Below are 11,820 nucleotides of genomic sequence, written 5' to 3'. Positions count from 1 at the left end.
ACATACACGTCCGGCCATCATTCCTTGACTGGATCCCTAGAGTTGTGTGGTAGACGCTCATTCAACCGGTTATTTTTATGTGTTGGCAGTCTGGCCAGTACATCTTTCAGATCCGCATAAGGATCGTGATCGTTAAGTTTGGCTGACTGGATCAGGCTCATGACGTTGACGGCACGCAGATCGCTGCGAAGCGAGCCCGTAAACAACCAGTTATTGCTACCTATAGCCCAAGGTCGGTTCTGGTTTCCACCCGATGGTTGTCGATGAGCACAGCGCCATCCTCGCAGTAGCCAGGTAAAGTATCCCATGGCTTTAGCTGTAATCTATCGCTCTGGCCGTCCTCGTACCATCAGGCACTTTCTGGCGTTGCAGGGCTAGCCATTGATGCAGTCCATCCAGTATTGGCTTTGATAATTCTTGTAGTACACACTGCTGCTCTTCATCGCTCAGAGGTTTTATCTGTTTTCGATACTGTACAGAAGTTTAATCTGTTCCCGTGCATATTTTTCCAGGGAGCTCTGATACGCGGCGTGCAGGAATCATGCATCGCACCGCTTTAATGCCTCTTTCGAAGCTTGCCTTATAACCACTGTAGTCTTCACAAACCAGCTTGCCTTGACAGCTTTGCAGCAACTTTCGAGTGTGTTCACCCGATCTGTTCGGCGCAAAGACATAGACCAAAGTATTTATACTCGATAACGGCGAACTCGTTTAGGGCCAAAATCACAGATCATATCTACGTCCATACGAAAATAAAAATAGGATGTCTCGATCAAAGTTTTATAAACGCCTTCGTTATTGAGCGAGTCAGTGATAAAGATCCCTGTGCCTGTAATCATAAATGCGGAGTGAGAATACCCTTTGGTAAATCGATATACATTATCTTAAGCCTGCTGAACATAAATTGTGTATCATTACTTCTTAAACATCACACATTAAAATTAAATACAACACCTTTTAGTATTGAACATCACGCTCCTGTTTGTAGTTATGATTCTTTTTTCGAAACTCGCTCCAGGTATTATAACCAATACATTTATAAGGTTTATCTAGCTGCTCACCTTTTGAAATACAGCTCTCTTGAAGATAAAAGCCTTTTTCTACGACAACATAAGAGTTACTAAAGCTGTCTTCAGATTCATATAAATCATAGCGCGTAAAAAATAGCAGCGTGATAACAGCAATAGATATTGCAATAATTACTTTCATAGAGGTTTACCTTTGACTGCATAATGCCACACGTTCATATCGCCAGGCTGCGTAAATTATTTTTTGCTATTTTATTTAAACCGTTAGGTCAAATAAAAACAACTACCTGGTTCAATTATTGAAGTACTCGTCACTATAAACAGCACCCAGGTCAGCCTGTATAGAACTTTACATCTGAAGCTGATGAATTTTGTGATCAGAAATGACTAACTCTCAGAAATTCAACATCGTATGCAACGCGACACACCTCAAAGATCAAACATCCGTTTTATGATAACGAAACGATAAAACCTACCCAGAGAAAAAGCTCACACAAAATTGATATTGCAAATACCAGCATTCGGTACGGGGCTTTGTTATACGTTATGTGAACAACTGCTTGAAAAATACGGCTCACAACAAATAGCCAGGCACTCACCAGCGCCAAAGTACTTTCTACTTCCAAAAAAATATATAACGTGCATACAACATAATAGAAAACTGATATCTCAAACAAATTATTGAAGAAACGCGTGGCTTTATAATGGATTCGGGCAGCTCTACAGCCAGCATTAGCCCAAAATAACTGGCAGTTAACGAACCGTTTTTCACGTTAACAACTCTCGCCCTCACAGCGATCAATTCTATCGCAATCGCTAGTAGAGCAAGAAAAAACTCTTTTTGGCTGATACACCTGACGTCATGCTCGGCCTTTGCGGGTCCATATGCATACATACCTTTTTGAAGTGAGCACACGATTCGTGCATCATCGGCAGATGTTGTAAAGGAGTTCTTTTACCCACCTGGTAATTTCATTGTGGGTGGGGCAGAGCTACTGGGCTTTGAGGTCAGAACAGAAAACTGGTATGCCTTATATGTTTCAATAGTTTCTTGCTGGAATCGAAGTTATGGCTTCCATTCCAGCGATGAAAACTAAGCCACTACCGCTTCATCTTTTACCATGCGGGTAACCGGCTGGGTCGAAAATTTGGTTTTAACGACCTGAGCTTGTCGAATCAACAAGCGGGTATTGGTACCTGAGCTTGGATAGCTGCTAAACCCTACGCTGAAAGTTGGCCAATATGATTCACCGTTGATGTTCAGTGGCTGATCGTTTTTGTCGACAAACTGCTTGGCCTGTTGGGTAGCTTCACTTTTGTTTGCGCTATTAAGCAACACAAAAAAACCGGTGGTCGAGTTACGCGCGATATAGATCGCCTCACCAAAGCTTCCGCGAAGTCTTTCTGAGAAGGTACGGGCAAGTTCTTGTGCTTGTGCCTCACCGTAGTGTTTGCTCATATCCCTGTAGCTATTGAGCTCCAGATAGAGCAAGGTAAAACTGTCACTTTTACCAATGACTTTTAATAGCTGGTCTTCAAATGCGGTTCTGTTTGGCAGATTGGTGATCTTGTCATTAAACGCAGCGTGAAGAGCGGTTTGTTCTGTCGCCATTTTCTCTTTCTTGATTCTTTCAAGCTCACGAAAATCCTGAAACGCAATATAGACGAGCAGTAAAATAAAGATAGAAGAGGCGATGGCGGTTGGAGTGCCCATCCAGTTGCCGCGTAATGTATTGCTGGCAGCCATCTGGGATTCTATGGGGAAGCTTACCGCGGCCATGCCGGTATAGTGCATACCGCAAATCGCAACACCCATCACTAACGCAGCAACCAGTTTTACCCAGAAACTGTAACGCTCACCGGCCTTGTCAATATTTCTGCAGATCCACAGCGCCGCGCCGCAGGCAACCACTGCGATAACTCCGGATATAAACACCAGAAAGTTGTCATACTGCATCGCGGGATCCATCTTCATTGCAAACATGCCGGTGTAATGCATGGTGAAGACGCCAGTACCCATAATAAACGCATGGATAATGAGCTGGGGCAGGGATAACGCTTCGCTGGTAATAGCTTTAAGTCCCAGGCCGGATGCTAAAACTGCGATAATTAATGAAGTTGCTGTGAGTTTAAAATCAAAACTCATCTCCATTTCCATTGGCATTTTGTAGGCGCTCATGCCAACAAAGTGCATTGACCAGATGCCTGTCCCCAGGCAGAAAGCGCCAATAGCGAACCAGAATGTTTTAGTGCTACCCGATAGGGAGCGCACACGAGCACCAAAGTAGATAGCAGTGAAGGCAGCGATCACTGCAACACAATAGGAGGCAAATACTAGCTCAAGAGCGTAGGTTCCCTTCATCGAAAATTCCCCAAAGGATTAATATAATTGCTTTTTATACGCGTCAGTAGATGATTTAGATGACTCTTGATTATTGTTTTTTACTATCGGGTTAATTATCCATGTGGGTGTGGGGTTAAGGTTCAGCCTGTTTAATCTGATTAGCCTGTCTTTATTTATTCCTGTTATTCAACCCTTCACTCGCTGGATTGGTAACTTTTTTCAGGACGAGAATGAATTACGTCACCTGAATCTGGCCGATGTATCCGTAAAAGAACCCGAGGTGGCTCTGGCGACACTACGGCATACCCCCCTCTGCTTGTGGGTGAGGCCATAGAACTGAACAGATTGTCACTGCCCATAAGCGAACAGGACAAGGTAGAAGAACTGTCGGAGATCAGTTTGCCAGCCGCGACGAAACGCTGAAAAGCACAGAGTGCCGACTGCAGTACCGCCCGGAGAACTGCAACAACACCCCCTGGAAACAGAGCAAACCCGTCGACTCAACCGCTGGATAGACTGCGCTCGGGAAGCCGTGCTTAGCGAGGTATTCGGGGTCAGAGTAAAACCATGACGACAGAGTAGTTTTTACTCTGACCTTGAATCCTGCTGCAGATTTCAAAGATTAGTCATTATCGGTTCAGGCCAGTATGGCCTTTGCATCTGCCGGCTGCCGGATTTTTCTCGAGGCAAAGATGCCTAACAATCCCAAAAACAAAATGGATAGCGTCATTGGCTCGGGGACATCCGACGGGGGGGCCTCTCTGGAAACAATCGAATAAGATGTGCCCAGAGGGCCCCCAGTCAATGAGGTCCAGAGCATACTCTTTTTATTACAATCGCCAGTGGGTAAAAAGGGACAATAATCCAGGTACATATCCTGTGGCGTGATATCCAGAAAGTAATCAAACGTTGAATTCAAGTTACCATTGGCGAAAGTCAGAAAGAAACTGGTGATGGTTACCTCGCCGAGCTCATTGATATAGGCACCAATATAACCGTTCTGGAAGTCGTTCATAGTGACATTGATATCTCCGGCACCTTGAGCCGGAAAACCTGGAACAATACCCGTCACACCATTGAGATTAATATCGTCAGGGCCGAACGGTAATGGACCATACTCGGTATCGTCAAACTCAAGTTTGAAAAATGCACCGGACGAAAAATTTGCAGTGATCGAGTCAATAATAATGCCGGCCGATGCGGAACCGTTGTAGCAAGATCCAATTATCAGAAAAGCCAGGCACAGTGCTTTAAATCTGTTTTTGTTGAGCGTAATTTTTCTCATAAGTGGCTACTCTTTCTTTATATATTTCATTTGGGATTTTATGAACGGAATAAAAGACCCTCCTCACCGCAAGCCCAATAGTGGAAAAGTCTTTTGGGGATAAACCATTTGAATAGCGATTAACAAGGCAAGATTCAAACCATAGTAACAACCTCAACAAACATCTGTGCTCGTTAACTCTTGGGAGCCTTAAAATCCAAGGGTATATACCATTTTCAGATTATTTATTAGGAAACAGAATCAGGTGAGATCACAATATAGCCATAACTCTAAAACCAGCAGACATCTGCCAATGACTTTTCAAGCAGCATGAAAAACTGTAAATAAAATTGACAGCTCAGAAATAAAACAGCTGAAGAGGACAGGCACTAGCTTCTAACTGGGAGTCCCTGTGAGTTTTTTGGCATTTAAAGCTGTCAAAAATATTTACACTTATGTCTTCGGTGGATCATCTTTGAGTGGTAGGGTGCTGATATCTATGAGATTTTATTAGTTGGTACAAATAATGCCTTCCCCATGAGCCAACCTAAAAATGGGAAGACCTGAAATAATGAAACCACTTTTTGCACTGCTAATGATTTTGAGTTTTACTGCGCCAGTATCTGCCACGCTGATTACTGTCAACAGTACCGATTACAACGTCGAATGGGCTATTGGAAACTTTGACGATATAAACTCTGCTTACGACTTAATGAGTCAGATTTGGTGGGGAAATGAAAGTCTAGCCCTGGAGTTTGCCGGCGCTCTTGGATTTGTCGAAGATATGGACGTACAGGCTTCAATTGGTCCTAGTTTTGCCTATGACCTGCAGGGCAGTGTGTCCTATCTGGTAGCAGCACAAAATTCTGCTCAATTTCCACTTGCCACGTTTTCTCTGGACGGTGCCAGTTTCCCCGATTATGAAATTGCGTGGGCGTATGTGGTCGAAGAGGATAAACAAACGGTTCCGGAACCAAGCAGTTTGATGTTGTTGCTCTTGGGTATGACAGGCCTGCTGCTGAATCGCAAGCGGCGTGTTGAATAAAAACGAGTTACGGTATCTGTTTTCTGTGGTGTCTGTTGCAAGATGCCTGTGCAGATGCCTTTTATGCCTGCCGCTCGATGGTGGTTAAGTTGAAACCTTCATCTGAGGAAATCTCAATAAAGTATTTAGTTACCACGTGAAAAATACCATCCGTATCGGTTGCAGGGCTGCTGGTTACGTCTTTTGGCAATTCGCATGAGAGGCGGTAGAGGACAGGCACCTAGGCTCGCGGCCAATCGCGTATTGCCTATTCTATCAGTGATTACCTACAACTGGTTGATTGGATAGGACGCGCGGTTCGCGATGACAAACGAGGCTCGGTCCCCGAACACCTGCGAATTATTGGAGTGCCTGTCCCGAATTATTGCTTTGAAAAGATCGTGCATCGACGATTTCGAAAATCGGCGTAGCTTTCACAGATTTTCCCTACTCTTTTCACCCGACCTTTATTTACTGATGAGTATCTGTGTCCGGGATTTGAGATTTTGGCGCTTAAGCTGTCTTTAAACCACTCAATCTGATTATTCTTGAAAAGCTAGCGGGGTTGATGTTGAATTATGCGGGAGGCATATAGATCTTTTTTGGGGAGTGCCTGTCCTGTTGTATTTTCCTGTTTTATGTTAGGCATTATCAGACCCCTGCGTATCCATAGAGTGCCAATGCTCAGGAAAATCTACCCATTGATATTTAGAGCGGCACCATGCTGCCAATGTGGGCTCTGGAAAATTAGGGTCGGTGAAACATCCAACGGGAATGCCAGTCATACCCCGGAACATTTCAGCTTCAATATAAAGCGTAGAGCCACACTTTTCGCAGAAGTTAGATGTGGCGGCATTGCCGCTTTCTGTATCTATATCGAACTTTCTAGCAGTGCCCTTCTTTTCCAGGATCATGCTGTTATCAAAGTACGCCCCAACACCGAAGACTGACCCGGTACGACGCTGGCAATTATGACAATTACATGCAAGTGTCAGAATGGGCTCACCGCTAGTCTTGATTCTTAACTCGCCACACATGCATCTTGCTTCTCTTTCCATATTTTTAGGCTCCTGTGGTTGTGAGTGTGCCTAACGCCCGCAGCACCGGGCGAAATTCAAGCGCAGCGGGAATTTTGTCAAAGTGACTGCGCCTGTTAAGCTAATCCACTGGTGTTATACATTTAAGCCGAAATGCTCTAAAGCACTTTTAGCAATACCTTCACCATACTCCTGCACAAAATGTCCTGCTTCATGAATTTTTAGGGGCTCAGGGCAGTTTCTAATTGTAGCTCTCAGATTTTGCATCGGAACTTCACCCAAAACACTGTCCCTCATTCCGATGGCCATAAAGCTTTCCCCAGCCCATATTTTGGACCAAAACTCACGTGCACGAATGCCAAGCTCCACCCCCTCCATACCCGGCTCGACAGGCACTAGCTGAGGAAATCGCCTTACTCCAGCTTTATAGCTGTTATCAGGAAATGGTGCATCATAGGCTAACGCATCCATCAAATTTACCTCTGACAATGCATCCGAGGCAAACATACCGCTAATTGGAATTTCCGGGGCTTTAGCTGCAAACGCCTTCCATTTGGCAAAACCCTCAGACAAAGGCTCGCCAATTGGAATAGCGGTATTCATAACTAGCAATCGCTTAAAACGCGTTTGCATGTCCATTGGTATCGTCAAACCCAGAATACCGCCCCAGTCTTGGCATACTAAGGTGATATTTGATAAATCAAGATACTCAATGAGTTGAATAATGCTTTTTCGATGGAAATCAAAGGAATAGACCGACTCCTTAACAGGCTTGTCTGATCGACCAAAACCAAATAGATCTGGTGCAACAACTCTATATCCGGCACGACTAAACACTGGAATCATTTTTCGGTAAAGATAGCTCCATGCAGGTTCACCGTGTAAACAAAGAAACACCTCTCCAGAAGTTATTTCGCCCTCATCTATATAGGCCATTCTTAACGATTCAAAGCCTGGTAATTTATCAACATAATGTGGCTGATATGGAAAAGCTGGCAGTAATGAAAACCTTTCTTCGGGTGTCCGTAGAACTTCATTAGTCATCTGTCACCTCAATATAGTAGCGAACTCAAAGAGCTTAACACTGAGGTAACCGGCTCAGCTGCGTTGCGCCACTATTTGGTACAGTCAGCGTAGCGAACCAAATAGTGGTGCGGCGTAGCTAGGTCCACGTTGCCCGTATTGTTAAAACTGGCGACACTCATTATTGAACAACGCCACGTTGTGGCGCCCAAAGCGCCACCAAACCTTTAAACTGAGACACTTGAATACCGTAATTGTAGCTTAATCTGCACTTCATCAGTGCCACCTTAGAAGGCAATCAACCTGGCTTAACAAAACTGAAGAGGACAGGCGCTACCTGTGCCCGAACACCTGCCGCCCATTCTGAAACGATTCAACATTCCCGCTGAGCTTTGGCTGATCCACAGCCAGCACTTTGAAAAGATCGTGCATCGACGATTTCGCAAATCGGCGTAGCTGCACAGGTTTTCCTTCGCTTTGGTTGATCGCATTTTGCGGAAACTATCTGTGTCCGGAATTTGAGGATTTGGCGTTTACGCTGCTTTTGCACCACCCATTGTGATTATTTTTGAATAGCCAACAGGATTCATCATGGATCGTGACGAGATACATTTAGAATTTTTTGGGAGTGCCTGTCCTGTATTACCTCTAGGTCAGTCTAAAGCCACTGTTTGGCTTCTTCTATTATATTTTTCATTCTCGCCTGCAGTTCCCGATGCCGAAGAATGCATAGATATAGCGTTTCGCTGACCGGATTAGCAAGACGATGGACTTTGATGCGCTCAGATTTCTCAAATGCCTCAACGGCATATGCAGGTAAGACAGTAAATCCCAAACCCATGCTGACCGGCTCTAGAATTAGACTAATCTGGTTTGAAAACCCCTTTTTGGGAAATAGATTACTGTGTTGAAACTCAGGGTAGTTGGCGCCAAGAAGCAAGCTGGTGTGGTAACCTCCATCGGGATGGTCGATAAACCCAAGGGTCATCAGTGTGTCCCAATCCGGTTCTTCGACGGTATCCGGTGTTACCAACAGAAGCGATTCCTGCGCGATGGGCGTACAGATTACATTGTCCAGTGTAGATTTCGACGTCATGAACCCTAGATCAACAGCAGACTCAGCGATCGCGGATTCGACATCCGGATTTGGTGCAAACCGGTAATCGATAACGAGCTTTGGGTGCTTGCTCTGTAGTTCTAACAAATGCGGATAGAGCTTCAGCCCGACACTTCCCGGAGACATGATCCGCACACTTCCTTCAAAGGGCGGATCTTCTCCGACTTTCTGTTCAATATTCGACAACGCTATGAGGATGTACTGCGCCTCAGCATAAAGCCTGTCGCCAGCACCCGATAGAGAGAATTGCTTTCCGTGCCTAACAAGCAGCTCGACACCAAGCTGCTCCTCAAGCTTACGCACATGCTGACTAACGCCCGATTGAGTCATGTGGAGGCGTTCGGCCGTATGGGTGAAATGACCAACCTCAGCCAATGTGCAAAAAGTGCGTAACCAAACGGTATTAATCATTACAATATATAATCATAAAAAGGATTAATGATAATTTTACCTAATTGAAAGGGCTATGTAACCTGTTTTCAGTCTTACTAGAGGAGAACATACGATGAGTAACGTGTACCCAAGAAATTTTTCACACATTGGCATATCCGTAACGGACCTTGAGCGCGCCGTTAAATTCTATACAGAAGTGATGGGTTGGTATCTGATTATGAAACCAACCGAGATCGAAGAGGACGACAGCGCCATCGGGGAGATGTGCACAGATGTATTCGGCGCAGGCTGGGGAAGCTTTCGTATCGCTCACCTATCAACCGGAGATCGAATTGGTGTGGAGCTTTTTCAGTTTAAAAACCAGACTAGCCCGGAGGACAATTTCGAGTATTGGAAAACCGGAGTTTTCCACTTCTGCGTGCAAGACCCGAACGTCGAGGAACTGGCAGAACGCATTGTGGCTGCTGGTGGTAAAAAGCGCATGGAGAAGCCGCGCTACTACTATCCGGGCGAGAAACCTTACCGCATGATTTATATGGAAGATCCGTTTGGGAACATCTTAGAAATTTATAGCCACAGCTACGAGTTGATATACAGCGAGGGTGCCTACTGAAGGATTACCGTTAAGATTTGGGGAGCTTTCTGAGATTGGAGATCCCTGAATTTAACCTGTGACCTCTGAGGCGGCATCGCGGACGATGGTCTGCAGTTCTTAGGGGAACTGATCGAATAAATCAGCTACTCTGAACCCATTGATTACTACGATCAGAGAGCCCAGCAACGCGGATCACGCAGGCGCTAGGGGCCTGCGCCACATTTTATGTGGTAACACCGGTTAACAAAGTGCCAAACCACTTAACTTTTGTAGGAGAAAAAAGTGTCAGATACCAACATCGAGCTTACTTCAACCATTAGCGAAGACAACAAACTGAAACTTGCCCTGCGCGATATCGAGATCCCGCAGCCGGGGGAAAACCAAGTGGTCATACGCATCGAAGCTGCCCCTATCAACCCGTCTGACCTGGGCGTGATGTTCAGCGCGGCCGATATGACGACTGCCAGCCAATCCGGTAGCGCCGATCGCCCGGTCATCAGTGCCGACGTCCCGGCCAACTTCATGAGCGCAGTTAAAATGCGGGTTGGCAAGCCTATATCCGTCGGCAACGAAGGCGCCGGTACAGTCGTTGCTGCTGGCTCATCAGCCGCTGCGCAAAGCCTAATGGGCAAAACCGTTGCGGTCATTGGCGGTGGCAGCTACCGCAAATATCTCTGTACCAATGTCCAAAGCTGTCTGGAACTGGAGCCGGGTACGACTGCAGCCGAAGGCGCTTCAAGCTTTGTTAATCCGCTTACTGCGTTGGCCATGGTAGAAACCATGCGAGCTGAAGGTCACAAAGCTATCGTTCACGCTGCCGCCGCCTCTAACCTCGGACAAATGCTCAACCGCATCTGCATCGCCGACGGCATCGACCTGGTCAATATCGTTCGCAAGCCGGAACAGGAAACATTGCTGCGCGATATGGGCGCCAAATACGTGGTCAACTCCAGTAGCGACAGCTTTATGACAGACCTGACCGAAGCCCTTATTGAAACCGGGGCTACCATCGCCTTCGACCCTATCGGTGGCGGCAGATTGGCCAGTGATATTCTCACCTGCATGGAAGTCGCGGTCTCTCGCAACATGACTGAATACAGCGTGTATGGATCTGACATCTACAAGCAGGTGTATATCTATGGCGGCCTTGATCGCGGGCCGATCAAGCTGAACCGCACTTTTGGGTTTGCCTGGGGTGTGAACGGATTTTTATTATTTAATGTATTAGAAAAACTGGGCAAGGAAACCAACAACGCCATGCGCAAACGCATAGCCGCCGAGATCAAAACCACGTTTGCCAGTCACTACACTCACGAAGTATCCCTGGCCGGTGCATTACAACTGGATGCGATCTCGGTTTACCGTAAACAGGCGACCGGAGAGAAGTTCCTGATCAATCCACAGAGCTAACGTTTAGGGTCTGGCAGCAAGGCCATTCCAGGGCGTTGGAGTCAGGTGGGTTCTTCTCGATAAAAGCAAAAATCACTACCGGTTTTTCGCGAAGAACCGCCGCGCCGTTGCTATGATCCATACACCAGCGGTACAGCATCGCCTGGTGATTCGCCAGCTTAACGGCTCGACGCTTGAACGCCAGGGCATAACGGTCGTAGATGGCCCAATTTCCGCTTTGATTAGGACATGGCCGCTCTCAGGATCGTCCGGTGAGGACCTGTAGTCCAAATCTGGGCTCATGATACTTTTGAGCCGAGCGTACATCTGTGATTCCTTGCTAGTTAACGACCATAGCAACGGCAGCCGGAACGTAGCGAAGCGTAGTGTAGGCCGTCCCAGCCCCGAAGGGGCAAAGCTGAAGAGGACAGGCACTACCTGAGAACGAAAACCAACACTTAAGTCTGAAACACACCCCAATATCATTCCAATTCAACAACAATTCACCTTCTCCGTTCTTGCATCCAGGACAGTCTCTTATAGTCTCAGTAGTAACAAACTTCCGGCTCACGATGTAAGAGTTCTCCTCATGACCCAACCTCGTCA

General features: G+C 46.2%; 11 protein-coding genes and 1 pseudogene. 3 read left to right on the top strand and 9 right to left on the bottom strand.

Features of this window, described 5'->3' with window-relative positions; all coding sequences use genetic code 11:
• Positions 1-17 precede the first annotated feature (17 nt).
• The 6 genes and pseudogenes from G8770_RS24710 to G8770_RS16655 all read right to left on the bottom strand — a co-directional run bounded on the left by G8770_RS24710 (position 18) and on the right by G8770_RS16655 (position 4,657).
• Positions 18-161, bottom strand: coding sequence for a transposase domain-containing protein (locus G8770_RS24710; protein WP_425050694.1), 144 nt, complete (start codon positions 159-161; stop codon positions 18-20).
• A gap of 151 nt (positions 162-312) precedes the next feature.
• Positions 313-681, bottom strand: a pseudogene (locus tag G8770_RS24705) (IS66 family transposase).
• A 276-nt stretch (positions 682-957) separates the two neighbouring features.
• Positions 958-1,209, bottom strand: a complete 252-nt coding sequence (locus G8770_RS16670) for a hypothetical protein (protein WP_167189412.1) — start codon at positions 1,207-1,209, stop codon at positions 958-960.
• A 268-nt stretch (positions 1,210-1,477) separates the two neighbouring features.
• Positions 1,478-1,738, bottom strand: coding sequence for an MAPEG family protein (locus G8770_RS24700; protein WP_425050692.1), 261 nt, complete (start codon positions 1,736-1,738; stop codon positions 1,478-1,480).
• A 383-nt stretch (positions 1,739-2,121) separates the two neighbouring features.
• A complete protein-coding gene (locus G8770_RS16660) occupies positions 2,122-3,390 on the bottom strand; it encodes an MHYT domain-containing protein (RefSeq protein ID WP_167189406.1) in 1,269 nt (422 codons plus the stop codon).
• A 619-nt stretch (positions 3,391-4,009) separates the two neighbouring features.
• Positions 4,010-4,657, bottom strand: coding sequence for a PEP-CTERM sorting domain-containing protein (locus G8770_RS16655; RefSeq protein WP_167189403.1), 648 nt, complete (start codon positions 4,655-4,657; stop codon positions 4,010-4,012).
• Positions 4,658-5,207: 550 nt separating this feature from the next.
• On the opposite strand from G8770_RS16655, the gene G8770_RS16650 reads away from it, so the two are divergent.
• A complete protein-coding gene (locus G8770_RS16650; protein WP_167189400.1) occupies positions 5,208-5,681 on the top strand; it encodes a PEP-CTERM sorting domain-containing protein in 474 nt (157 codons plus the stop codon).
• A 620-nt stretch (positions 5,682-6,301) separates the two neighbouring features.
• Here G8770_RS16650 and G8770_RS16645 read toward each other — a convergent pair.
• From G8770_RS16645 to G8770_RS16635, 3 genes are all read right to left on the bottom strand, one after another.
• Entirely contained in the window at positions 6,302-6,718 is a 417-nt protein-coding gene (locus tag G8770_RS16645) for a GFA family protein (protein ID WP_167189397.1), read from the bottom strand.
• A gap of 114 nt (positions 6,719-6,832) precedes the next feature.
• Complete coding sequence (locus G8770_RS16640; protein WP_167189394.1) at positions 6,833-7,741, bottom strand: haloalkane dehalogenase; 909 nt, start codon at positions 7,739-7,741, stop codon at positions 6,833-6,835.
• Positions 7,742-8,378: 637 nt separating this feature from the next.
• Complete coding sequence (locus tag G8770_RS16635; protein ID WP_167189391.1) at positions 8,379-9,248, bottom strand: LysR family transcriptional regulator; 870 nt, start codon at positions 9,246-9,248, stop codon at positions 8,379-8,381.
• A 94-nt stretch (positions 9,249-9,342) separates the two neighbouring features.
• Here G8770_RS16635 and G8770_RS16630 point away from each other — a divergent pair, with 94 nt between their 5' ends.
• Both G8770_RS16630 and G8770_RS16625 read left to right on the top strand, forming a co-directional pair.
• Positions 9,343-9,843, top strand: a complete 501-nt coding sequence (locus G8770_RS16630; protein ID WP_167189388.1) for a lactoylglutathione lyase family protein — start codon at positions 9,343-9,345, stop codon at positions 9,841-9,843.
• Positions 9,844-10,107: 264 nt separating this feature from the next.
• Positions 10,108-11,235: an alcohol dehydrogenase catalytic domain-containing protein gene (locus G8770_RS16625; RefSeq protein ID WP_167189385.1), complete on the top strand. Its 1,128-nt coding sequence runs from the start codon at positions 10,108-10,110 to the stop codon at positions 11,233-11,235.
• The last annotated feature ends 585 nt before the right edge of the window (positions 11,236-11,820 follow it).

Source organism: Pseudomaricurvus hydrocarbonicus (assembly GCF_011602365.1).
GTDB classification, from domain to species: domain Bacteria; phylum Pseudomonadota; class Gammaproteobacteria; order Pseudomonadales; family Cellvibrionaceae; genus Pseudomaricurvus; species Pseudomaricurvus hydrocarbonicus.
This window is presented reverse-complemented; position numbering and strand designations above follow the sequence as displayed.

Excerpts from the sequence above, each read along its gene's own strand:
- G8770_RS24710 (WP_425050694.1), bottom strand. The coding sequence starts at position 161 with ATGAGCCTGATCCAGTCAGCCAAACTTAACGATCACGATCCTTATGCG.
- G8770_RS16670 (WP_167189412.1), bottom strand. The coding sequence starts at position 1,209 with ATGAAAGTAATTATTGCAATATCTATTGCTGTTATCACGCTGCTATTT.
- G8770_RS16660 (WP_167189406.1), bottom strand. The coding sequence starts at position 3,390 with ATGAAGGGAACCTACGCTCTTGAGCTAGTATTTGCCTCCTATTGTGTT.
- G8770_RS16655 (WP_167189403.1), bottom strand. The coding sequence starts at position 4,657 with ATGAGAAAAATTACGCTCAACAAAAACAGATTTAAAGCACTGTGCCTG.
- G8770_RS16650 (WP_167189400.1), top strand. The coding sequence starts at position 5,208 with ATGAAACCACTTTTTGCACTGCTAATGATTTTGAGTTTTACTGCGCCA.
- G8770_RS16645 (WP_167189397.1), bottom strand. The coding sequence starts at position 6,718 with ATGGAAAGAGAAGCAAGATGCATGTGTGGCGAGTTAAGAATCAAGACT.
- G8770_RS16640 (WP_167189394.1), bottom strand. The coding sequence starts at position 7,741 with ATGACTAATGAAGTTCTACGGACACCCGAAGAAAGGTTTTCATTACTG.
- G8770_RS16635 (WP_167189391.1), bottom strand. The coding sequence starts at position 9,248 with ATGATTAATACCGTTTGGTTACGCACTTTTTGCACATTGGCTGAGGTT.
- G8770_RS16630 (WP_167189388.1), top strand. The coding sequence starts at position 9,343 with ATGAGTAACGTGTACCCAAGAAATTTTTCACACATTGGCATATCCGTA.